Origin of the sequence: Pseudoalteromonas piscicida (assembly GCF_002208135.1) — a bacterium.
Lineage (GTDB): Bacteria > Pseudomonadota > Gammaproteobacteria > Enterobacterales > Alteromonadaceae > Pseudoalteromonas > Pseudoalteromonas piscicida_A.
The window spans coordinates 1,565,450-1,590,937 of record NZ_CP021646.1; the positions used below are offsets into that span (position 1 = coordinate 1,565,450).

The 25,488-nt window shown below is 43.3% G+C and carries 14 protein-coding genes and 1 pseudogene; all 15 read left to right on the forward strand.

Features of this window, described 5'->3' with window-relative positions; translation table 11 throughout:
* Nucleotide 1: 1 nt before the first annotated feature.
* The 15 genes and pseudogenes from prc to B1L02_RS07585 all read left to right on the forward strand — a co-directional run bounded on the left by prc (nucleotide 2) and on the right by B1L02_RS07585 (nucleotide 25,482).
* A complete protein-coding gene (prc, locus tag B1L02_RS07515; protein ID WP_088530533.1) occupies nucleotides 2-2,038 on the forward strand; it encodes a carboxy terminal-processing peptidase in 2,037 nt (678 codons plus the stop codon).
* A gap of 224 nt (nucleotides 2,039-2,262) precedes the next feature.
* Complete coding sequence (gene nhaC, locus B1L02_RS07520; protein WP_088530534.1) at nucleotides 2,263-3,726, forward strand: Na+/H+ antiporter NhaC; 1,464 nt, start codon at nucleotides 2,263-2,265, stop codon at nucleotides 3,724-3,726.
* 154 nt (nucleotides 3,727-3,880) lie between these two features.
* A complete protein-coding gene (pepN, locus tag B1L02_RS07525) occupies nucleotides 3,881-6,466 on the forward strand; it encodes an aminopeptidase N (RefSeq protein WP_088530535.1) in 2,586 nt (861 codons plus the stop codon).
* A complete protein-coding gene (locus B1L02_RS07530; protein ID WP_010604628.1) occupies nucleotides 6,467-6,688 on the forward strand; it encodes a DUF2835 domain-containing protein in 222 nt (73 codons plus the stop codon).
* Nucleotides 6,689-6,937: 249 nt separating this feature from the next.
* Nucleotides 6,938-9,036 (forward strand): annotated as a pseudogene (locus tag B1L02_RS07535) (DUF1302 domain-containing protein).
* 11 nt (nucleotides 9,037-9,047) lie between these two features.
* A complete protein-coding gene (locus tag B1L02_RS07540) occupies nucleotides 9,048-10,415 on the forward strand; it encodes a DUF1329 domain-containing protein (protein ID WP_088530536.1) in 1,368 nt (455 codons plus the stop codon).
* A gap of 78 nt (nucleotides 10,416-10,493) precedes the next feature.
* A complete protein-coding gene (locus tag B1L02_RS07545) occupies nucleotides 10,494-11,495 on the forward strand; it encodes a WD40/YVTN/BNR-like repeat-containing protein (RefSeq protein ID WP_223192081.1) in 1,002 nt (333 codons plus the stop codon).
* Complete coding sequence (locus B1L02_RS07550; protein ID WP_088530538.1) at nucleotides 11,495-13,816, forward strand: efflux RND transporter permease subunit; 2,322 nt, start codon at nucleotides 11,495-11,497, stop codon at nucleotides 13,814-13,816. Before B1L02_RS07545 ends, B1L02_RS07550 begins: the two co-directional genes overlap by 1 nt.
* A gap of 211 nt (nucleotides 13,817-14,027) precedes the next feature.
* A complete protein-coding gene (locus B1L02_RS07555) occupies nucleotides 14,028-18,866 on the forward strand; it encodes an NAD-glutamate dehydrogenase (RefSeq protein WP_088530539.1) in 4,839 nt (1,612 codons plus the stop codon).
* Between the two features lie 137 nt (nucleotides 18,867-19,003).
* The gene (gene pyrD / locus B1L02_RS07560; protein WP_088530540.1) at nucleotides 19,004-20,014 is read left to right on the forward strand and encodes a quinone-dependent dihydroorotate dehydrogenase; all 1,011 of its coding nucleotides are present in this window, start codon (nucleotides 19,004-19,006) and stop codon (nucleotides 20,012-20,014) included.
* A gap of 121 nt (nucleotides 20,015-20,135) precedes the next feature.
* Nucleotides 20,136-20,663 (forward strand): cell division protein ZapC domain-containing protein, encoded by a 528-nt coding sequence (locus B1L02_RS07565; protein ID WP_088530541.1) that lies wholly within the window; start codon nucleotides 20,136-20,138, stop codon nucleotides 20,661-20,663.
* A 90-nt stretch (nucleotides 20,664-20,753) separates the two neighbouring features.
* On the forward strand, nucleotides 20,754-21,137 hold the full coding sequence (locus B1L02_RS07570; RefSeq protein ID WP_088530542.1) for a zf-TFIIB domain-containing protein: 384 nt from the start codon (nucleotides 20,754-20,756) through the stop codon (nucleotides 21,135-21,137).
* A gap of 92 nt (nucleotides 21,138-21,229) precedes the next feature.
* Entirely contained in the window at nucleotides 21,230-23,341 is a 2,112-nt protein-coding gene (gene rlmKL / locus B1L02_RS07575) for a bifunctional 23S rRNA (guanine(2069)-N(7))-methyltransferase RlmK/23S rRNA (guanine(2445)-N(2))-methyltransferase RlmL (protein WP_088530543.1), read from the forward strand.
* Nucleotides 23,334-23,564, forward strand: a complete 231-nt coding sequence (locus B1L02_RS07580; RefSeq protein WP_088530544.1) for a glutaredoxin family protein — start codon at nucleotides 23,334-23,336, stop codon at nucleotides 23,562-23,564. The genes rlmKL and B1L02_RS07580 overlap by 8 nt, the downstream gene beginning before the upstream one ends.
* A 1-nt stretch (nucleotide 23,565) precedes the next feature.
* Entirely contained in the window at nucleotides 23,566-25,482 is a 1,917-nt protein-coding gene (locus tag B1L02_RS07585; protein ID WP_088530545.1) for an ABC transporter ATP-binding protein, read from the forward strand.
* Nucleotides 25,483-25,488 lie beyond the last annotated feature (6 nt).

The following is a 25,488-nucleotide window of genomic DNA, read 5'->3' on the forward strand; positions in this document are numbered from 1 at the left end:
TATGAGTAAAAAGTTACCACTCATTTCCCTAGTCGCCGCGTTCGTATCGAGTGTTACTTTAGCTTCAACAAGCACAGTCACTATTAAGGACTTGCCGGTTCTCAAACCAGAAGCGCAACACACAACGGCTAGTAAACGAGTGACTAACCTATTTACTCGACAACACTATAAACGCTTCAGCTTTGATGACAGCTTATCAGATAAAATTTTCGATCGTTACGTAGAAGCCATCGACTATAACAAGTCTTTGCTTCTACAGTCGGATATCGATAGTTTTCAACAATATCGTAAACAATTTGATGATGCATTGATCTCAGGAAAACTGGGTTTTGCTTATGATATGTTTAATCTAAGCATGAAGCGTCGCTTTGAGCGCTATGATTTTGCGATTGGCTTACTCGACAAAGAAATGGATTTTGACAAAAAGGATGAATTCATTTTTGACAGAGAAGAGCAAAGTTATGCAACCGCGACAAGTGAACTTGATGAATATTGGCGCCAGCGCGTGAAATCTGATGCGCTGCGCTTAAAGTTGACTGGCAAAAATTGGGAAGAGATTAAGGAAATTCTTACCAAGCGTTATAAAAATGCGCAGAAACGTCTAGTTCAAACGAATAGTGAAGATGCATTCCAAGTCATCATGAATGCGTTTGCACGCAGTATTGAAGCACACACTTCCTATCTCTCGCCACGCCGTGCTGAACAGTTCAAAATGGATATGGACTTAGAGCTTGAAGGTATTGGTGCGGTATTAAGTTACGACGAAGATTACACCGTGATCCGGAGTTTAGTTCCTGGCGGCCCTGCGGACAAAACCGAAAAGCTTAAGCCAGACGACAAAATCATCGGCGTAGCACAAGATGATAAAGAATTTGTAGACGTTATCGGCTGGCGTTTAGATGATGTAGTCGATCTCATCAAAGGCCCTAAGGGGACCAAAGTTCGACTTCAATACCTTAAAGGCACTGATAGTCACGGTACGCCTAAAGTCGTTGAAATTGTCCGTGACAAAGTAAAATTAGAAGATCGCGCAGTTAAGTCTTCTGTCTTTGAAGCCAAGTATTCTGAGCTACAAAGCAAAATAGGCGTGATAGAAATCCCCAGTTTCTACAATAATCTTTCTCAAGATGTAAAAACTGAAATTGCTAAACTTAAAGAAGCCAAAGTAGACGGGGTTATTATAGATCTACGCCAAAATGGTGGTGGCTCGCTTTACGAAGCGACCCAACTATCCGGTTTATTCTTTGACCAAGGTCCAGTTGTTCAGATCCATACCGCCTATAACCGTGTTGAAAGTCAGCAAGATAGAGATGGTATTACCTTTTATGATGGACCTTTGACTGTGTTAGTTGACCGCTACAGTGCGTCGGCATCCGAGATTTTTGCTGCTGCGATGCAAGATTATGGCCGAGCAGTGGTGATTGGTGAGCAAACCTTTGGTAAAGGCACTGTGCAACAACATCGTGGCCTCGGTAAAAACTACGATTTATTCGAAAATCCCTTGGGAAGTGTAACTTATACTATTGCGAAGTTTTATCGTATCGACGGAGGCAGTACACAACATAAAGGCGTGATCCCTGATATCTTGCTACCATCGGCAATCAACCCTGAAGAGTGGGGAGAGAGCCAAGAGGATAATGCGTTACCTTGGGATAGTATTGTTCGTGCAAAATACGCGAGTCTAGATAACTTATCGCCAACTATCCAATACTTGAGCAAGCGCCATGATGAGCGAGTAAAAGCAGAGCCAGAATTCGAATATATTTATAAAGATATTGAAGAATACAAAGCGCGCAAAGACGATAAGGCGATCTCGTTAGTTGAAGCCGAGCGTATTAAAGAGCGTGAAGAGCGCGATGACCTCGTATTGAAACGAACAAACGAAAGGTTGAAGCGCCTTGGTTTAGAGCCAGTTAAAGATTTGGACGATGCACCAGAGGTTATTTCGGAGTTAGACCCTTACCTTGAAGAGGCCGCGCTCATCACGCAGGATCTAATTTCATACGGGCGGATAGCCAAAAACGAAGTTAATAAATAATAAAAGGCGCTTCAAGCGCCTTTTATTATGCCTTTTACACTTACTTTTACTTTACAAATTTTGTTATCATCAGCCAGATTTTCTAAGCTAATACTCTTTTGAGGCTTTTTGAGAATGGTGCGTGGCTCGACCACTGGCAACCTAACTACTCAAAACGGCTCAAAACGGTATACTGCAAATAAAATAATTATAAGCATGGGTCGTCGTGCGTAGGAGTATTCCTTTTGAAACAACAAAAACAGCCGTCATTTATTGACGCTCTTATTCCGATCACATTATTGGTCGCTTTGCTCGGTGCCGCGGTGTATCTCTATGGTGACAGTTCGTCATCTGGCCCAAACCAAATTGCCTTGCTCTTTGCGACATTCACAGCTGCACTCGTCGGTTTAAAAAATGGTTTTACATGGAAGACGCTTGAAGAAGCGATGATAAAGGGGATAACTATCTCTCTTGGCGCCATTATCATTTTATTGATGGTAGGTGCCCTAATAGGTACTTGGCTGTTGTCTGGCACAGTTCCCACACTGATTTATTACGGACTACAAATTATCAATCCAAGTTGGTTTTATGCCGCGAGTTGTTTGATTTGTGGGATTGTGGCGATGAGTATAGGTAGCTCATGGACGACGGCCGCAACCATAGGTGTGGCGCTATTAGGTGTGGCGACGGGGCTTGGCTTAGATCAGGTCGTAACCGCGGGTGCAGTCATTTCAGGTGCTTATTTTGGTGATAAGTTAAGCCCATTATCTGAAACCACAAACTTAGCGCCTGCAGTCGCTGGTAGTGATTTATTTGATCATATTCAGCATATGCTTTGGACCACTGTACCTAGCTTTGTAATCGCACTTATTATATTTATTGTCATGGGCTTTAATGCTGAAGCGTCAAGCGAGGCGGGGCGAATAGATGAAATTGTTTCGATACTTCAAACTAATTTCAACATTAATCTGTTAATGCTAGTTCCTTTGCTGGTGCTGCTTGGGCTAGCTATCAAGAAAATGCCTGCTTTTCCTGCAATTTCAATCGGCGCGGTGATGGGAGCGATATGGGCTGTGTTGTTCCAAGGTGATCTAATTGCAAGTCAAATCGATGCTAGCCAAGGTGAGTTAGTGGGCTACGTTAAATTGGTGTGGGCGACTTTCTTTGACGGTTTTGCGTTGCAAACAGGCGATGCAAAAATGGACGACCTGTTAAGTGGTGGTGGCATGTCATCAATGCTAACGACAACTTGGCTGGTGATGACAGCATTGATGTTCGGTGCCATTATGGAAAAAACCGGCTTACTTGATGTCTTCGTACGCAGCATTCTTAAAATTGCAAAGAGCACGGGCTCATTAATTGCTTCGACTATCGCAACTTGTATTGGTACAAACCTAGTTGCAGCGGATCAGTACATCGCGATTGTTGTCCCTGGTCGTATGTTCAAAGAAGAATACAAAAAGCGCGGTTTGAAGAGTGTAAACCTCTCACGTACGCTGGAAGATGGTGGCACAATCACTAGTCCATTGATCCCTTGGAATACCTGCGGCGCATATATGCAAAGTGTACTACTGATCAATCCGTTTGATTATGCCATGTACGCATTCTTTAACTTGATCAATCCTGTGCTGGCTGTCATCTACGCGTATCTTGGTATCAAGATCCTTAAGATAACGCCACCGACGATAAACGCGGAAGAATCAAAATGAGAAAGTGGACCGAGCGTAAAATATCGCATTTGCTATCTCGCTCAGGCGCTTTCGCTCAGGTCAAATAGAAATAATACGCCTATCATTAGCATTGGCGGTATCAAATTTGTTTTATCACTCGCCCCTTATTGGGGCGTTTTTGTAAGGACTATATATGACTCAAAAACCACAAGCTAAATTTCTTAAAGATTACCTTGCACCAAGCCATACTGTTGATGCGCTTTGTTTGACCTTTGAGTTAAGCCCAAGAAATACAATCGTGACTGCTGTAAGCCAGTTTGTCGCGGTGAGCGGGGCGACACAACTGGTATTAGATGGCGTTGATCTAGAGCTAGAGTCTTGTCAGATAAATGGTGAAGAGTGGCAAAGTCTTGAAAAATCAGATTCTAAACTGATACTTTCCAACTTACCAGAGACCTTTGAGCTCAAAATTGTCACTAAAATTTCGCCGCAAACAAACACGTCGCTAGAAGGCTTATACCTCTCTGATGGGGCTTACTGCACGCAATGTGAAGCGGAAGGTTTTAGAAAAATCACCTACTTCATGGATAGACCTGATGTACTGACGACCTATACGGTCACTGTCATCGGTGAGTCTAAGTATCGCTACTTACTCTCAAATGGTAATAAAATTGAAGAAGGGAGCCTAAGTGATGGCAGGCATTTTGCAAAATGGCACGATCCGCATAAAAAACCAAGCTACTTGTTTGCACTAGTTGCCGGCGACTTTGACGTATTAGAGGATAACTACATCACTAAATCGGGTAGAGAGGTGAAGTTGGCGCTGTTTGTTGATAAAGGCAACTTACATAAAGCGCCCCATGCTATGACGTCACTAAAAAAGTCCATGGAATGGGATGAGTCAAGGTTTGATTTGGAGTACGATCTCGATATATACATGATTGTCGCGGTTGATTTTTTCAATATGGGGGCAATGGAAAACAAGGGGCTGAATGTCTTTAATAGTGCCTGTGTGTTGGCAAGCCAAGAGACTGCGACAGACCGAGACTTTCACACCATTGAGTCGATAGTTGGACATGAATATTTCCATAACTGGACTGGAAACCGGGTTACCTGTCGTGATTGGTTTCAGCTTAGTTTAAAAGAAGGCCTAACTGTATTTAGAGATCAGGAATTTAGCAGCGATTTAGGTTCTCGTGGACTAAACCGTATCGACGCAGTAATGGCGATGCGTACGCATCAGTTTGCGGAAGATGCGGGGCCAATGGCACACCCAATAAGGCCGCAGCAAGTTATTGAAATGAATAACTTCTATACCGTGACTGTTTATAACAAAGGCGCTGAAGTGATCCGTATGATGCATACCTTATTGGGGGAAGCAAACTTCCAAAAAGGGATGAAGCTTTACTTTGATCGTCATGACGGACAAGCTGTGACATGCGATGATTTCGTTAATGCAATGATGGATGCTTCTGGTGTTGATTTAACGCAATTTAAACTATGGTATGAGCAATTCGGCACGCCAAGAGTAAAAGTGGCTACCGAGTATGACGAACTGGCACAAACATACGCAATTACGGTGAGCCAAAGCCATGCCGATTGCGACCCCGTAAAAGCGCCACTGCATATTCCTTTTAAGCTAGAGCTTTTGGATGAGCAAGGTGAAAGCATCCCGTTGCTAACAAAGCTGGGGGAAATACAACGAGCGTTAGATATTACTGAATTTGAACAGCGGTTTGAATTTGAGCAAGTTGTAAGTAAACCGGTTCCTGTATTGCTAGAAGATTTCTCGGCACCTGTACTTATGGAGTACAGCTATTCCATTGATGACTTACTACACATATTGCGTTTTGCGCGCAGTGATTACGCTCGCTGGGAAGCAATGCAGCAAATCTTTATGATTGAAGTTAAACGAGCGGTTACGTCAGACGATTTCGTACTAGATTCAAAAGTCCTCAGTGCGCTGTCCTCATTGGTGGAAACGTTAGATGGAGACCTTGCGCTACTGGCTGAGTTATTGACTTTACCTACGTTTGATACGTTAGCCAGTCAATTTGAAATTATCCCAGTAGACAAACTCGTTTCAATTTCTGATGCGTTTGAAATGCAAATAGCCCAATCACTGCAATCTGTCTTTGAACTCGCTTATTTGTCACTGCGAGACTCAGGTTCATTAGACGTAAAGGATGTCGCGATCAGAGCTTTTAAAAATAAAGCGCTTTACTACTTAGCGAAAACAGACTCTGATATTGTTGATAACGCACTTGATAGTCAGTTTTCGTCAAACAATATGACCATCAAGCTTGCGTCATTAAAAGCTGCTGTCGCAGCGCAGCATGCAAAGATGGAAAGTTTGTTCAGTCAATTTGATAGCCAATGGCGTCACGATAGCCTAGTCATGGATAAATGGTTTGCGCTAAGTGCAAGCTTATCTAATGATGACGTGATATCGAATATCAATACGCTTTACGCACATCCTTGTTTTGACAAAGGCAATCCCAACCGTGTTCGCGCATTGATAGGAAGCTTCGCAAGAAGTAACCCCGCGCAATTCCATCGTACAGATGGTAAGGGCTATGCGTTATTGGGAGATTTATTGGTGGAGCTAAACAATATCAACCCACAAAATGCGTCTCGTATGATCACGCCGTTCATGTCGTGGAAACGCTATGATGAAACGCGGCAACAGCTGATGCGCGCGCAGTTGAGTCGTTTGGCTAACTTAGAAGGCTTAAGCGACGACTTATATGAGAAGGTAGAGAAGGCGCTAGCGCAGTAGATGAAAGAGTACTTCTTTTACATGGATTTGAGCTACGACAAGTGTCTCGGTTACTACTACGGGCACTACACTTCAGTGCAAGTGATTGAAGATGGGGGGAAGAGCATTCGCTTCCCCGCAGAGCGTATTCGCCCCTTTATTTCATCAATTGGGATTAGGGGCAGATTCCGTCTCATCTTAGATGATAGCAATAAGTTTCTATCGTTAGAAAAAGTCACTTAATCGAAGTAGTACTGCAAAACATATTTTATTTTTGTTAAATGAGTTTGTTATAAGCTTGAAATACGTGTTATAAATTATCTGGTAGGACGTCTTACCAAGAGTAAAATACGCCCCTAGAGGCGAAAAAGCGTTGATTTAGTGGAGCAGTATTTGTATTTTCGCGGTTTCGCTTCTATCGTTTAGACAACAAAAAACAATAACTCTAAGAGCTTAAGCTCTAGACATGACCCGCCAAAAGGGGGAGAAATAATGATAAAAAGATCGCTTTTTGTGAAAAACAAAATCATGCTCGGTCTTAGCGCGGCAGTAATGGGCATTGCCGCCACGTCAGTACACGCAGCCAGTTTTGATGTTGGTGATTTCGAGATTACTTTTGACTCGACTTTTTCTTATGGTCAAAGCATTCGTGTTGAAGATCGTAACTTCGATTTCATCGGTAAAAGTAACCACCCGCAATTTGACTGGACAGGCTATAAAGCAACCACTGGCAACACGATCTATTCTTCGTCACAAATCTGGTCACAGCAAGGGGCCTATTCAAATAATGGTGATGCTGGTAACCTAAATTTTGACTCTGGAGATACTTTCTCTCAGCTGTTAAAAGGTACGCATGATTTAGCGATTACCAAAGATAACTATGGTTTATTCACGCGTTTCATGTATTTCTACGACTTTGCGATGGAAGATGGGGATTTTGCGTATAGCAACCCTGTTTCAGGCAAAAAAGTTGACCCGTGTGAAGACGACGATACCAGAAAACAAGTCTGTTCGGATTTACGCTTGCTAGATGCATTTGTTTGGGCGGATTTTGACCTCAATGATGGCAAAAACCCGCTCTCCGTGCGTTTAGGTCAGCAAGTCGTTAACTGGGGGAAAGTACGCTTATTTCCCACGGCATTAACGTCAACCCAGTGGATATTGACCGTTTGAAAGCGCCTGGTTCTGAAGTAAAAGAAGCCTTTATCCCTGTAGGTATGCTTTGGGCGTCGATTGGTTTGTCTGAAAACGTTAACCTTGAAGGCTTTTATCAGTATCAATGGCATGAAACCAGATTGCCAGCAACAGGTAGTTACTTCTCAACCAATGATTTTGCATCTGAAAACGGTTATATGCAAAACGTTCAGCTTGGTTTTACCTCAAACCCTGATATTGATCTGTATCACCTAACAGATGCATTAAACAGCTTATATGCTGATGCTACGGCAGCATTGGTCGCTCAAGGTGTAGTACCAACAGCAGAAGCGGTTGGCAGTGCAGCAGCTTCCATGTATATGGCTTATCCGACTAAAGTGGCACTTAAAGGAAAAGGGAATAACGGTAAGAGCGAACCTGATGATGGTGGTCAGTACGGTTTACGCTTAGGTATTTTCTCTCCAGAGCTAAACGACACTGAATTTGGTTTGTATTACATTAATTACCACAGCCGTAGACCTTTGATTTCTGGTAAAGCATCTAATTTTACACAGCAAGCGATAATGGCGGATTTAGCTTACATCGCACAAAATCAAATTACTGCAGACAATGTCACTAACCTAAATGCCTTTACTCAAGCGCAAATTACCTACCCAGAAGACATCAAACTGTATGGCTTAAGTTTTAATACTGCGATTGGTGAAACCGCATTTGCTGGTGAAGTGGCATATAGACAAGATGAACCACTGCAGATAGATGACGTTGAACTACTTTACGCAGGTATGGTTGAGCAGTTGGCTGCTGCTGGTCTGCGTGATGATTTGGCTGGTTTATCTCAGCTTAGTCAAGGGGACGATATCGCTTATGTCGGTCCTGGTGAAGTTGCACAAGGTTATATCTTACGAGACACTATTCAAGCGCAGTTTACTGCAACACATTTGTTTGGCCCTTCGTTAGGTGCAGATAGCTGGGCAGTGGTTGGAGAAGTAGGTGCTGTTACTATCAAAGATATGCCAGAGTACGATGAGCTTCGTCTGAACGTAGCTGGCACTGGTCGAAGTGGCACGATTGAGGGACTTTCTGGCCGAGATTACAATCTTATCCACCAAGCAGTCTCAAACGGTCCAGAAACCAACCCATTCCCTACGGCTTCAGCATGGGGCTATCGCCTAATTGCTAAGGGTGAGTATAACAACCTATTTAGTGGCGTGAATTTCTCACCACGCGTAGTATTCTCGCACGATGTAAATGGTATCACCCCTGATCCTATGTTCTTGTTCGTTGAGGATCGCAAGTCGCTTGGTATCAATCTAAACTTTAACTACCTAAATTCGTGGTCATTTGATTTTGGCTATAACACATTCTGGGGTGGTGGTAAGACGAATACCTTTGCGGACCGTGACTTCATCTCATTCAACATTAAGTATTCAATTTAAGGGCTTTCGATATGTTTAGAAAACCTACATTTATTGCAGCAACAATAATTACAATGCTGTCTGCCAGCAGCGCTATGGCTAAGATGAGCGCTGATGAAGTTGCACGTTTGGGTAAAGACTTGACGCCTATCGGTGCGGAGAAAGCGGGTAATGCTGATGGCAGTATTCCGGCTTGGAATGGTGGGATCACAGCGCCTCCAGCTGGTTATGAAGTGGGCATGCACCATCCAGATCCATTTGCTGATGACAAAGTATTGTTCACAATTGATAAATCAAATTTAGATAAATACAAATCATTGCTTAGCCCTGGTCAAATTGCGCTATTTGAAACGTATCCCGAAACGTTCAAAATGAACATTTACCCAACTAGACGCAGCGCGTCTTATCCGCAGTTTGTGTATGATGCAACAAAGAAATACGCATCTACAGCAGAGCTGATCGAAGGTGGTAACGGCATTAAAAATACCGCTATCGGTATTCCGTTTCCGGTGCCAAAAGATGGCTTAGAAGCTATCTGGAACCACTTGTTGCGTTTCCGTGGCTTGTCGATTGCACGTTTCGGCGGTCAAGCAATGCCGACAGAGTCAGGTGCGTATAACATTATCGGTTTCGATGAGCAGCTATTGGTTAAGTACTCTGCAACAGACGCAACACCTGAAGCATTGCAAGAGTCAAATATCCTGTTTAAGTTTAAGCAGCGAGTTACAGAGCCTGCACGTCTTGCTGGGACAGCACTGCTTGTACATGAAACCATGGACCAAATTCTGACACCTCGCCAGGCTTGGACCTATAACGCAGGTCAGCGTCGTGTAAGACGTGCACCAAACGTTGCATATGATGCACCAGGAACTGCCTCAGATAGCTTACGTACAACAGATGACTTTGATATGTTTAACGGCTCGCCAAACCGCTATGATTGGAAACTTGTTGGCAAAAAAGAGATGTATATCCCTTACAACAGTTACAAGCTACATAGCGACAAGCTGAAGTATGATGATATCTTGATGGCCGGTCATATTAACCCAGAGCATGTACGATATGAAAAGCACCGCGTATGGGTAGTTGAAGCTAACCTGAAAGAAGGTACTCGCCATATTTACAAAAAGCGTGTGTTCTATATTGATGAAGATAGCTGGCAAATCCACGTAACGGATATCTATGATAACCGTGACCAGATGTATCGCGTTGCGATGGCGCATGGTCTTAACTACTACGAAGTGCCGACGCATTGGAGTACGTTGGATGTCTATCATGATCTAAACTCTCGTCGCTACCTTGCGATCGGGTTAGATAATGAAGAAGACATGTACGACTTTAGTCAGTCTTTCAACGATAACGAGTTTACTCAGGGTGCTCTGCGCCGTGAGGGGCGTCGTTAATCCAATATTATCAGGCTGAAGCAACCTCGCTTCAGCCTTCTTCCTCCTTTCCTCTCACAACTCGAGTGTTTTCTCATGATGAAGAAGTTAGTAGCAGCCTCGATTTTAACTATGGCGCACGCAGCAGTAGCCGAAAGTAGTGACCAGATTTCAGCAAAATCAGCCCTGATGGTCGCTCACCCAGAGCAAACGCTTTTCACAGACATTACAGATAACGGTGATGCGTTAATTGCAGTAGGTAAACACGGCACAATAATTATTAAGCAAGAAGGGCAAAACTGGACGCAGGCAGAGGTGCCAATTCAATCACTGTTAACCTCTGTGACATTTAAAGGCAAAGATATTGGTTGGGCCTGTGGCCATGATGCCAGCATAATCAAAACCACAGACGGTGGTAAAACATGGGCGCTAAAACAATATCTACCAACATTGGAAAAGCCTTGTCTTGATATTGAGTTTATTGACCAACAACACGGCTTTGCTGTGGGCGCTTATGGCATGTTTTTTGAGACCACTGATGGTGGTGAGTCTTGGACAAAACGTTTTATCAGTGAATTTGTTCACCCCGATGATGTCGACTACTTAGCCGATTTAAAAGCGCAGGACCCAGCGGCATACGAACAAGAAACGGCATTTATTCTTCCCCATTTTAATCGCCTGTTAATCGCCGAAGGCATGATGTATCTTGCCGGTGAAATGGGACTTGTGGCACAAAGTGATGACTTAGGAAAAACATGGCAAAAATTTGAGCCTTTTTATCGTGGTTCATTTTTTGCTGTTGATCAAACATCAGATAACCAACTTATTGTTGCAGGCCTTAGGGGCAACGCATTTATTGGCAATGCACAGCAAGTAGTGCAGCTTGATACTCAAAAAACGGCGACAATAAATAGTATTGCCCACAAAGATAATGTGACCTATATGTTTGCTAACAGCGGCGTAATATTCACGTTGAAAGCAGGTAAGCTAACCTCAAAACAACTAAAAAACGGCCACTCTATTTTAGCAGGCGTGGTTAAAAAGAATCAGCTAATTCTAGCGACGGAGCAGGGGATTGCTGAGGTAGAGGTGAAAAACTAATGCAAGCGTTTTTAAATCAATTGGTATACGCCATCTTTAGGCATCGTATTACCGTCGTGTCTTTTTTCGTATTGACGACGATATTTTTGGGCTTCAAAGCCACACAAATTCAACTCGATGCGTCATTTAACAAAAATATTCCATTAAATCATGAATACATGAAAGTGTACTTGAAGCACGAAAAACAGTTTGGTGGTGCAAATAGTATTCTTATTTCTGTTTGTGATAAAGATGGTGACATCTTTAATGAGCCATTTTTCACTCAGCTAAAGGCGGTGCATGATCAGCTCTATTTTATCCCTGGCGTTAATCGTCCACTGGTGAATTCAATCTTTGCACCCAGTGCGAGATTCGTTGAGGTGGTAGAGGACGGCTTTGCCGGTGGACCTATCATTCCTGCTAACTTTCAACCCACTGAACAAGGTCTAGCGGTTGTAAAGCAGAACATCGAGAAAGCAAAAGTTGTGGGTCGTATGGTTGCGAGTGACTATTCTTGTGCCATGGTAACCGCACAGTTAATGGAAACCGATCCGCAAACCCAAGAAAAGCTCGATACCTTAGCATTTGCGCAAAAACTAGAATCAGAGATCCGAGCTCCGCTTAGCACTGACAAAGTGAGTATACATATAATCGGCTTTGCTAAAATGGCCGGTGATATTGCTGATGGAGCAAAGGGAGTAGTGCTCTTCTTTGCATTAGCAATTGCTTTTACCTTTATTATGGTATGGATGTTCTGCAAGAGCTTTAAGCTTACGCTGCTCCCCATTGTTTGCTCATTTATTGCTGTGATTTGGCAGATGGGTTTACTCAGTACTTTGGGGTTTGGTGTCGACCCTATGTCTATTTTGGTGCCTTTCTTAGTCTTCGCCATTGGCGTGAGTCACGGTGTGCAAATGATCAACGCGATAGGCAAAAAAGTAGCAGAAGGGGTAAGTTGCAAAGTAGCGGCTGAAGCGAGCTTCAAAGCATTACTTATCCCAGGTGGAATTGCATTACTTTCTGATACAGTAGGCTTCTTAACCTTACTGGCAATCGACATCGGCATTATTCGTGAACTTGCTATTACTGCCAGTTTAGGGGTTGCGGTTATTATCTTTACCAACTTGGTACTACTTCCTGTGATGGCGTCCTTTTTTGAGTCTGCAAATATTAAGCGACTTGGTGATGGTAAAAACGCCAGCCATGGTATGTTTGAAGCAATGCGAGAGGCCTTGGTGAAAACCACAGACAAAAAAGTGGCCAGAGTGATTTTACTTATCAGTGCAGTACTATTCGCATTTGGCTACTGGCAATCTGAAAAAATGCGTATTGGTGATTTACATGCTGGTGCACCGGCGCTACATGAAGATGCCAGATACAACCAAGACACTTTCCTTATCTCAGACCGTTATGCCATTTCTTCTGATATCTTAAAGGTCATTGTAGAAGCGACACCTGCGGCTTGTACTGAGCACGATACAATGGAGCGTATTAGTCGCTTCCAATGGCGAGTAGAAAACTTACCGAGTGTACAATCGGCTGTTTCTTTAAGCTCCGTTGCACAAGCGGTTAATGCTGGGTACAACGAAGGTAACTTAAAGTGGCAGACGTTACCAAGAAATACCGCTTCTCTAGTTCAAGCTACCTCTCGAGTGGAGACAAGCTCTGGGCTACTCAATGGTGATTGCTCGGTGATGCCCATTATCATCTTTATGGAAGATCATAAGGCCGAGTCTATCGACCACGTGATTGCAAAGATCAAACAGTTCTCAGAAGAAGAAGGAACGGATGACGTTGCCTTTAAATTAGCATCAGGTCCAATCGGTGTGATGGCGGCAACAAATGAATCCGTTTCCGAGGCACAGGTTCCTATGATGCTCTATGTGTACGGAGCGGTGATTCTGTTGTGCCTAGCGAGCTTTAGGAGCGTTCGAGCGACTATCGCAGTGGTACTGCCTTTATACGTGGTATCAACGCTTGCTCAGGCGCTTATGGTGCAGCTTGAAATCGGTTTAACGGTGTCGACGCTACCAGTAATCGCTTTGGGTGTAGGAATAGGTGTCGATTACGGCATTTATATTCTATCCTCAATGATGGGACAGCTTAAGCAAGGTATGCCGTTGTCGGTTGCCTATCGAAATGCGCTTGCTGAACGAGGCAGTGCGGTACTGTTTACTGGTATCACATTGGCTATTGGAGTAAGCACTTGGATTTTCTCTGCGCTTAAGTTCCAGGTTGATATGGGTATCCTTTTAACCTTCATGTTCTTGGTAAATATGCTGGGTGCTGTGCTGCTTTTACCTGCAATTGGAACGCTAATCTGGTCTGACCAGAAAAAATAATGTGAATAATTGTGCTCCTTTTTATTTGGTATTGGCGATTTATATCTATTTTTTGTGAATAGATGAGCAAACAGCTGAAAAGCTTGAAATGTTTTCGTCAAAAAGGCTGTTTATTAGCGTCAGAAAGGTTAGAATTTACCTGACTCCACGCTAATAAATGGCTGTACAAATAATCTACCGTTCAAAGGTGGTATAGATTAAGGAACACATAATGACACAAAATGAAGGCACAGCTTCTGTTATCCTAGATAACGTCTGCAAGCTTATCCATAAAAAAGTCCATGCTGACAAAGTGTCACTTGTCGAAACGTTTGCCAAAACCTTGTACAGCAACATGTCTAAAGAGGATTTGGCACATCGTAACGACAGTGACTTATACGGCGCAGCATTGAGCCTTTGGAATGCCCTTGATAAAAACAAGTCTGACGATGCCGTCATTCGCGTTTTTAATCCTGAGGTTGCAAAGGATGGATGGCAATCATCGCATACGATTGTCGAGATAATCGCTAAAGATATGCCGTTTTTGGTTGATTCAGTGCGCATGGCGATGAATCGAAAAAACATAGTCTCTCACCTATTACTTCATTCTCCACTTAAGTTACAAAGAAACGATGCAGGTGCAATCACCGCAGTTTCTAACTTAAAAGCAGAACAAGAATCTACGTCTACTAAGACCGTATTCTTTATCGAAATCGACAGGCAAACAGATGATTCGGTGATCGCTGATTTTACGGCTGAGCTTGAATCTGTCTTAAATGATGTTTCTGTTGCGGTTGCTGATTGGCTACCAATTCGCGATAAATTGGTGAGCGTAAGTAAAGAGCTGCCGACCCGTCATTATAGTTGTTCAAAAGAAGAAGTTGCTGAAGCCGTCGAGTTTTTAGACTGGCTGGTTAGCGACAACTTTACCTTTATGGGCTATCGCCAATATGATTTGACTCCAGTTCAAGGTGACTATGAGCTGAAGCCAGTTGAAGGCACAAGTCTCGGCCTGATGAAGAACTCAGGTGACGATCATAGCCGTTTATTGTCTGAACTGCCTGAAGTTGCGCGCAAAGAGGCACGTAGTAACAACTTGTTGATCTTAACCAAGACAAACTCATTGTCACGCGTTCATAGACCAGCGTATATCGACTATGTTGGTATCAAGCGTTTTGATGATGAAGGTAACGTGATTGGTGAAGACCGTTTCATTGGTTTGTTTTCATCTAGCTTCTACAACAACAGTGCGGTAGATGTTCCGGTACTTAAGAGTAAAATTAACCGCATCATGGAGCAATGTGACTTTGCTAAAGGCACACATGCATACAAGGCGGTACTCAATATTCTTGAAACCTATCCTCGTGATGAGTTAGTACAGGCACGCGAAAGCGAGCTACTTGAAGTGGCAATGGGCGTTCTACAAACTCAAGAGCGTGACATGTGTCGCTTATTTGTGCGTAAGGATGTGTATGGTCGTTTCTTCTCTTGTATGGTTTATGTGCCAAGAGAGCGATACAACACTGCGTTGCGCCGTGAAACTCAGCAACTGCTAGGCCGTGCATTTAAGTCTAGCGACAAAGTAGAGTTCACCACCTTTTTCTCTGAATCAACACTAGCGCGTACGCATTACATCGTCCGTGTTGATGACAACAACATAGATTACAACGTGAAAGAAATCGAAAATAACTTGGTAGAAGCCGCTCGTACTTGGGAAGACAAGCTACAATCAGCGCTTCTTGAAAGAACGGGTGAGTCTCGTGGTAACGAGTTAAACCGTAAATACACGAATGCGTTCCAGTCTGCTTATAAAGACCAAGTGTTGCCAAGCGCAGCAGTCGTAGACATCGAGAAGCTAGAGCAACTAAACGATGACAATAAACTTGAGATGCTGTTCTACAGACCTCAAGAAGAAGCAACGTCACAACTTGTTCGTTTGAGTCTGTTCCATAAAGCAGAGCCTATTCACTTATCAGACGTGATGCCAATGCTTGAGAACTTTGGTCTACGTGTTATTGGTGAAACACCATACGCCGTGAAGACGACTGATGGTCAAGTAAACTGGATCATGGATTTCTCTATGCTTATCGACAGCAAAGGGATCACGGATTTTGAAAAAGTATCAGCGCGTTTTCGTGCAGCATTGACCAATGTGTGGAATAACCGCCTTGAAAATGATGGCTTTAACCGTTTAGTGTTACTAGGTGGACTAACAGGTCGTGAAGCATCTATTCTACGCGCGTATGCTAAATATATGCGCCAGATTGGTGTGACGTTCTCGCAGTCTTACATCGAGAATACGTTTGACCGTTATCCGCATATTGCAGCGATGATTGTTGATCTATTTGTGAAGAAGTTTGCACCGAAGAAAGTGGCCACTGAAAAAGCACTTCAGAAAGTCGTCGATGCAATCTACCTTGAGCTTGAAAATGTAGCGAATTTAGATGATGACCGTATCATTCGTTTATACGTTGATATGATCAATGCAACGCTGCGTACTAACTTCTATCAAAAAGAAGCAGACGGCACGAATAAGTCGTACACGTCATTCAAGATCCAGCCAAGCGCAGTGCCAGATATGCCGTTGCCATTACCAGCGTTTGAAATCTTCGTATACTCTCCACGCGTAGAAGGTGTTCACTTACGTGGCGGTAAAGTGGCGCGTGGTGGTCTACGTTGGTCAGACCGTCGTGAAGATTTCCGCACAGAAGTACTTGGCTTAGTTAAAGCCCAGCAAGTTAAGAATACGGTTATCGTGCCTGTAGGTTCTAAAGGTGGTTTTGTTTGTAAACAACTTCCAACTGAACGTGAAGCTTTCTTCAAAGAAGGCCAAGAGTGTTACAAGATCTTCATCCGTGGTCTACTAGACATCACTGATAACATCGTACATGGTGACATCGTACCGCCAGTGGATGTTGTTCGTCACGACGAAGACGACCCATACCTAGTTGTTGCAGCGGATAAAGGCACTGCGACTTTCTCTGATATCGCAAATGGTATTGCTGAGTCTTATAACTTTTGGCTTGGTGACGCTTTCGCATCAGGTGGTTCAATCGGTTACGACCACAAGAAGATGGGTATTACTGCTAAAGGCGGTTGGGAATCGGTCAAGCGTCACTTCCGTGAAATGGACATTGACTGTCAAACAACTGACTTCACAGCGGTTGGTATCGGTGACATGGGTGGTGATGTATTTGGTAACGGTATGCTGCTATCTAAGCATATTCGTTTACAAGCGGCATTCAACCACATGCACATCTTTATCGATCCAAACCCAGATGCAGCAAGCTCGTATGTAGAGCGTGAGCGCCTATTTAATCTGCCACGTTCAAGCTGGGAAGATTATAATAAGGAGCTGATCTCTGAGGGCGGTGGTATTTTCTCTCGTGCAGCAAAAGCAATTACGCTAAGCGCTGAAATGAAGAAAATGATAGGCACCAAGAAATCGAGCATGACACCAAACGAGTTGATCAAAGCATTGTTGAAGATGCCAGTTGATTTACTTTGGAACGGTGGTATCGGTACTTACATTAAGTCTAAATCTGAAACGGATGCTGAAGTAGGCGACCGTGCAAACGACGCGCTACGTATCAACGGTGGTGAGCTTGGGGCGAAGATCTTCGGTGAAGGTGGTAACTTAGGTGCTACTCAGTTGGGTCGTATTGAATTTGCTTCAAACGGTGGTCGTATCAATACTGACTTTATCGACAACGTAGGTGGTGTTGCCTGTTCGGATAACGAAGTTAATATCAAGATCCTACTTAACGGCCTAGTGGCTGAAGGTGAATTGACGAATAAGCAGCGTAACGAATTACTGTATTCAATGACTGATGAAGTATCAGAATTGGTACTGAAAGATTGTTATCGCCAAACGCATACGCTTTCGATTACCAAGTCTAAAGGTCCTGCAACGCTTAAAGAGAAAGTACGCTTTATCCATGCACTTGAAAAAGAAGGCAAGCTAAATCGTGCAATCGAATTCTTACCGACGGATGAAGAGCTAGCAGAGCGCGCGGCGGCAGGTAAAGACCTAACGCGTCCTGAGCTATCTGTATTGGTTTCTTACTCTAAGATGGTATTAAAAGAGACATTAGTTGTTGATGAGATCTCAGAAAATCCATACTACCGTCAGTTGTTAGTGAACTCGTTCCCAGCACCGCTGCGCGAGCGCTTCAATGCTGCGATGGATAATCACCCGCTACGTAAAGAGATCATTGCAACGAAACTTGCAAACAATATCGTCAACGATATGGGTCTAAACTTCATGGTTCGTATGCACGAAGAAACAGGTGCAACGGATGCAGAAATTGCAGTTTGCTACTCAATTTCAAGTGCAATCTTTGAAATGAAGGAAACGTGGTCAGCGATTTCTGCGCTTGATAATAAGATCCCAGCGGCGGTTCAAACGGAAATGCTATATCAATTACGTCGTACGGTTCGCCGCGCAACGCGTTGGTTCTTACGTCACCGTGATAAGTCTCAAACTATCGAGCAAGCCATCGCATTCTTTGCACCAACATTTAAAGATCTAAGTGCAAATTTACACAACTATATGGTTGCTAATGAAAGTGAGCAGATCGTTGATAAAGCACGTGACCTTGAATCTCAAGGTGTGCCAGCTGAGATTGCACTGCGTATCGTATCGCTTTCAAGCTTGTTCTCGGTCATGGACTTAGCGGAAGTCGCACATAGCTCTGGTCGTAAGATTGGTGTTGTGTCTAATACTTACTTTACGCTTGGTGCAAATATGGGTCTACATTGGTTCCTTGACCAAATTACGGCTCAGCCTGTTGCAAACCATTGGCAGGCGCTTGCTCGTGCTTCATATCGTGAAGAGCTTGATTGGCAGCAGCGTTCATTGTCAGAGGTTGTGTTAAACAGCTTTGCTGGTGATGACAATGACATCAATGAACAGATTGAACAGTGGATGGATAAGCAAGCCGGCTTACTACACCGTTGGCAGCAAATGCTAACTGAGTTTAAGACGTCGCAAAGCCACGACTTTGCTAAGTTCTCAGTTGCACTTCGTGAGCTAATGTTACTAAGCCACAACTGCGATACTTCCAAATAATCTAGAAATCGCTACAATACCCCAGCTTTGACTGGGGTATTTTTTTGCCTAATGCCATTGGCATAATCTATTTAGCTAAAGTTACGCTAGGGTAACTTTAGCTAAGTCGATTACGTTACCAATACTGAGGAGCTACCATGTTTTACGATCTTGCGCGTCGTTTTATGTTTAATAAAGATGCGGAGTGGGCACACGATTTTGCCCTAAGCAATCTGCGCCGCTTTGCGAATACGCCAATGAGCCTCGCATGGTCTCAATCAGTTCAAGACAAACCTGTTAATTTTTTAGGGTTAGAGTTTAAAAATCCAGTAGGATTGGCTGCGGGTCTTGATAAAAATGCTGAGTGTATTGAAGCATTTGCACAAATGGGCTTTGGTTTTATTGAAGTAGGGACGGTCACGCCAAGACCACAAGCGGGCAACGACAAACCTCGGATCTTCCGTTTACCTGAAGCAAATGCGATTATTAATCGTATGGGATTCAATAACAAGGGCGTCGATTACCTAGTCAACAATGTAAAAGCGGCAAAATACGATGGGATCCTTGGGATCAACATTGGCAAAAATAAAGATACACCGAATGAACAAGGTAAAGATGACTACATTCACTGTATGAGAAAAGTTTTTGAGCATGCCTCATACATCACTGTGAATATTTCTTCACCAAATACACCGGGTCTGAGAGATCTACAATATGGCGAAGCGCTAGATGATCTATTGCAAAGCCTAAAAAATGAACAGATGGATCTGATCGCTAAGCATAACAAGTCGGTGCCTATGTTGGTAAAGATCGCTCCAGATGTTGATGGCGTTCAGTTAACTCAGATCGCAGAATCGTTAGTTAATAATCGTATTGATGGTGTTATTGCAACTAATACAACATTAGCCCGTGATGCGGTAGAAAATCTAGAATACGGTAATGAAACGGGCGGTTTATCTGGTAGACCTGTTCGTGAAAAATCGACGCATGTTGTCAGCGAATTAAAGCGTATTACCGACGGTAAGCTACCAATCATCGGTGTAGGCGGTATTGACTGTGCGGAATCTGCAAAAGAGAAGTTTTCAGCTGGTGCAGATTTGGTACAAGTGTATACAGGCTTTATTTATGAAGGGCCAGCGCTTGTTAAAAAGATCGTTTCGTCCTTATAAGGATCGTTCATATAACTAAATGATCCCAAACAAAACGTTATTATAAAAAATTTCATCATTGCGTTTTTCGCGTTATACTCCCACTTACTAGTTGAGCTAATTGGTTGGTGGGAGAGAAGTTTTGCAAGCTTCAAAAGAGTGGCAATGGATCCGCTGCACAGAAAGGAACAGGTTGTTAATTGATTTGGGTGACGAGCTTCAGCTTTGCACGCCTTTTCGTTTGCGCCACCTGACTGAAGACTCGACCACTAATCCCAATTTTAGTCTCAGCGAAGCTGAATTTTATCAGAGTGTATTTTCCTACCTTTGCGGTTTTGGTGTTTGGAATGAACCCAGGTGCTGTCAAATCGCTTTAAATGCAACAGCAGCGAAGTTTCATCTACAACCGATGCAAGCAAAAAGCTGGTTTTTCAAGCCATATTTTGGTGGAGAGCCTGTGAGTGAGGCGGTTGTGTGTTTACATTCCAAGTTAAGCAGCGGCGAGTTTCTAATTATCGAACATGATGGTCAGTCAAGCCTTTGTTTAAGCCTGAATGAGCAGTTTATTCTTGATGAGGGAATAGAGCTTGAACAATTTCAAGCGATAAAAGTACTGAACGATCGTTTAGCGCCTCTTGTGTTAACACACCGAGTTCATCAAAGCGCATAGCCAAATTCATCGCATTGTTTTATTGACTGACAATTATTCCCCGTATTAATCTGTACCTAATTTGTATTGTTCGCAGTTCAAGGGAGCAGAATGCATTGCCTTTGCGATAAAACGTTAAAACTAACTTATGCCGACGGTGAAGGACATTGCGGTTATCAATGTCAGTCATGTGGTGCGATTTGGCTGCCGCGCAAATTTGTCCAGTCTATTAAACATACTTATCACTTTAGTTATACCGATTTTATTGCAAACCGGACGCCAGTTGAGCGTGAAGTTTCGCAATTATGCCCTGATGACGGCCATACACTTACAGACTATACGCTCTTTGAGGTTAATTTCAGCGAGTGCGCTTGTTGTGGTGGTATGTGGTTTGAAAAAGGGGAGCTCCATAATTTACTACAAAATTACCAAAGAAGGAGTTCGAACATAAGCGCGCTAGATAAGTTAGATTTTCTGAACTTGCTAAATTTTTAACGTAATTTATCCCCATACAACCAAGCTCAACTAATAACTAACGATAACTTGTGTGTTATACTGCGCCCAGTTGAAATTTAAGGGTATTCAAATTGCAATTTATCGCATTGACATCTATTGGTGTAGAGCAGTTACTGGTTGAAGAATTAACCGAGTTTGGTTTTGAAATAAACAAGCAAACCGTTGGTTCAGTTAAGTTCACAGGCGCTAATCTAGACGTACAAAAGTTCTGTATGATGACACGATTTGCAACGCGCGTGATGTTGCTTATCGATGACAAACCAGAAGTTAATGATAAAGATTCTCTCTACAAGTTTGTTCGTTTTCAGGCATGGCAAGATTGGTTTAGCCCAAAGCAGACCTTTGCAGTAGAGTTTAATGGTACGAACAATGCGCTAAAGAATACGCAATTCTCTGGTCTGGTTGTTAAGGATGGGATCGTTGACTACTTCAATGACTTGTTTGAACAACGTCCAGATGTTGATAAACAGACACCTGATATTCGCATCATTGCGAAATTATCTAAGCAAGGCTGTGCGCTATATATCGATTTCTCGGGACCTCGCTTATCTGATAGAGGCTATCGTGACAAGCAAGGTAAAGCGCCAATTCGTGAACATTTAGCCGCTGCGCTAGTTAAACGTAGTGGCTGGCTTGAAGATACCAATAAGCCGCTTTTTGACCCCTGCTGTGGTTCCGGTACTTTATTGATTGAAGCGGCATCTATGGCGCTTGGTTTACCTACTAACCTTAATAAAGACTTTGCCTTTAAACGCCTGCCAAGTTTTCGTGAAAGTAAGTTCACCGAGCTTAAAGCACAATTAAATGTACAACCAGAGCAAAAGAGCTTATGGCTAATCGGCAGTGATATCGATGAACTTGTGCTGTCAATTGCTGAGCGTAATGCCAAGCGCGCAGGCGTTGAGTCACATATTAAGTTTAAGTTTGAAGATGCCAATCAGCTTAGCCTTGCTGCTAAACGTCCTGGAACTGTGCTGAGTAACTTGCCTTATGGTGAACGTCTAGGTGGTATGGCTGAAATTATTACGCTCTATCGCAATATGGGGATCGCCTTTAAAAAGCACTATAAAGATTGGAATTTGGCGTTACTTGCAAGCGAAGAAAGCCTGTTAAAAGTGTTAAAGCTGGCGCGTAAAAAGTCTTATAAATTCAAAAATGGCCCGCTAGACGTGCTGCTTAATCTGTATGAAATGAATGAAATGCAGGTACAGCAAAATAAACAGAGCAGTGGTCTTAATTTTGAAGGCTCGACTGCGTTTGGCAACCGTTTGAAGAAAAACCTGCAAGGCTTAAAATCTTGGCTGAAAAAAGAAGACGTCAACGCGTACCGTGTTTATGACGCGGATATCCCGGAGTACAATGTTGCGGTTGATGTATATAACGACAACGCAGTCATCTTTGAATACAAAGCGCCAAAAGAAATTGACGATAGCGTTGCGCAAAAACGTCTGCAAGATGTGATTACACTTACCGCTGAGCAGCTGAATATCGACCCGCTAAACATCGCGGTAAAAGTAAGAAAGCGCCAAAAAGGTCAAGAGCAATACAAGGCCCTAGACAAGCAAAACCGCACTGAGGTAGTAGAAGAGTATGGTGCTAAGTTTAAGGTTAACCTATTTGATTATCTTGATACTGGTCTCTTCCTTGACCACCGGTTAGCCCGCAAGTTTATTCAGCAACATTCGAAAGATAAGCGCGTGCTAAATCTGTTTGCATACACAGGTAGTGCTTCTGTGCATGCCGCAGTTGGTGGTGCAAAGTCTGTTACCACAGTAGATATGTCAAAAACCTATCTAAAATGGGCAGAGGAAAACTTTGAGTTAAATGGTTTGAAGAATCCACGTTTCAGATTTGAGCAAGCGGATTGCTTAAAATGGCTTGAAAGAGCCGTAGGTCAATATGATCTGATATTTTTAGACCCACCAACATTCTCTAACTCTAAGCGTATGTCTGACGCATTTGACGTACAAAGAGATCATTTAAAATTATTTGGGTGGGTAAAGAAAATATTAGCACCGAATGGTGTACTGCTGTTTTCTAACAACAAACGCGGATTTAAAATTGATGAAATGGGACTTGCGGCACTTGGCCTAACTGCTGAGGAATACTCATCGCAAACCTTGTCTCCGGACTTTAAACGTAACAAGCAAATTCACAACAGCTGGTTGATCCGTCATGATTAAATGTACCTTATTCCACACCGATGGTTGTCATCTTTGTGAAGAAGCATTGGCGATGTTAATTCAATTTTTGCTTGAAGCCGAAATTGAACTCGTTGATATCGTCGATAGTGAAGAGACGATGACGGAATATCAATATAGAATTCCAGTGATAAAAAAAGGCAAGACAGGTCAGGAACTTGGCTGGCCTTTTACTCAACAACAACTACAAGAATTTATAGAATAATATGGATCTCATTCGAATTGCTAAAGCCCAACTGGCTTTTGGTTCACACCCTATACTTGACCAAGCTGATGCCGTTATTGAATCAGGTGAGCGCGTGTGTATTGTGGGCCGAAACGGTGCCGGTAAATCAACGTTACTGAAAGTACTTGATGATCAAGTTCAACTTGATGATGGTGAAATCAACCGTGTTGGTGGATTAAAAGTTTCAAGGCTAGAACAAGACCCACCAAAGGGCGCAAATGGGTCGGTTTTTGATTATGTTGCGAACGGTCTACCTGATGTTGCTGAGCTGCTCATTGAATTTCATGAAGTGAGTGAAAAACTACAAACCAGCCAGTCAGATAAACTGATGACCTCGCTTGAGCGCTTGACTCAGCGATTGGAAAGCGAAGATGCGTGGCGTTTTGAGTCAAGGATCAAGCAAGTGCTTAGCCAGTTGCAATTAGATGCGAATATGCGTCTAGAAGAGCTCTCCGGTGGCTGGCTACGTAAAGTCGCACTGGCCAAAGCGTTGGTGAGCGATCCAGACTTACTGTTACTCGACGAGCCGACTAACCACCTTGATATGCAAAGTGTCATCTGGCTTGAGCAATTCCTAAAAGAGTTTAAAGGGGGGATCGTGTTTATCTCTCACGACCGTGCCTTTATACGCGCAATGGCGACCCGAATTTTAGATTTAGACCGTGGCAAGTTGGTTTCATACCCTGGAGATTATGCGCAATATCTAGAACAAAAAGCCCATGATTTAAAAGTGGAAGAGCAACAGAATGCCTTGTTTGATAAAAAGCTTGCCGAAGAAGAAACTTGGATAAGGCAAGGGATCAAGGCTCGTCGAACCCGTAACGAAGGGCGTGTGCGAGCACTAAAAGCGCTCCGTGTTGAGCGCAAGCAACGCATCGAGCAGCAAGGTAAAACAGACTTTAACATCGAGACGGCGGATCGTTCCGGTAAGCTGGTATTTGAAGCGAAACATTTAGACAAAGCATTCCAAGAAAAATGCATTGTGAAGGACTTTTCAACGCTAGTGATGCGTGGCGACCGTATTGGCTTGGTCGGTCCTAATGGAGCGGGTAAAACCACGCTGTTAAAAATGCTCTTTGGTGATATTAAGCCTGATGCAGGCAGCGTAAAACAGGGCGTGAATCTGGAAGTTGCGTACTTTGACCAATACCGTGAAAAGTTGGATGAAGAAGCAACCGTGCAGGATAATGTCGCAGAAGGTAAGCAAGAAGTGATGATGGGCGGCCGCTCGCGTCATGTGCTTGGCTATCTGCAAGACTTTTTATTTCCGCCAGCGAGAGCCCGAACCCCCGTAAAGGCATTATCAGGCGGTGAAAAGAATCGCTTATTACTTGCAAAGCTTTTCCTTAAGCCCTCAAATATTATTGTGTTGGACGAACCGACCAATGACTTGGATATTGAGACGCTTGAGCTACTTGAAGAAATCTTAAACCAATACCAAGGTACGGTGCTGGTCGTCAGCCACGACCGAGAGTTTATCGATAATACCTGTGGCAGTGTTTGGGCGTTCGAAGGCGAAGGCCTGGTGACAGAAATTGTTGGCGGCTATAGTGACTTTGAGCTGTATCAGCAAAGACGAGAGCAGCAAAAGAAAGAAGCACAAAAGGTTCATCAAGAAAAGCAGCAACAAACTGAGACTAAAAAGGCTGCTGCGCCTGCTCGTTCAAATAAACTGAGTTACAAATTAAAACTTGAATTAGAGTCGTTGCCCAGTAAAGTAGAGGAACTTGAAGAGGCAGTGAACAAACAACAAGCACTGGTCAGCGATCCAGACTTCTTTAAACAAGATCAAGAAACGACCCACAAGGCATTGAACCATTTGACTGAGCTAGAGTCGAAGCTGGAAGCCGCGTTTGAACGCTGGGAAGAACTAGAAGCATTACAGAATCAGCAGTAAGGATTA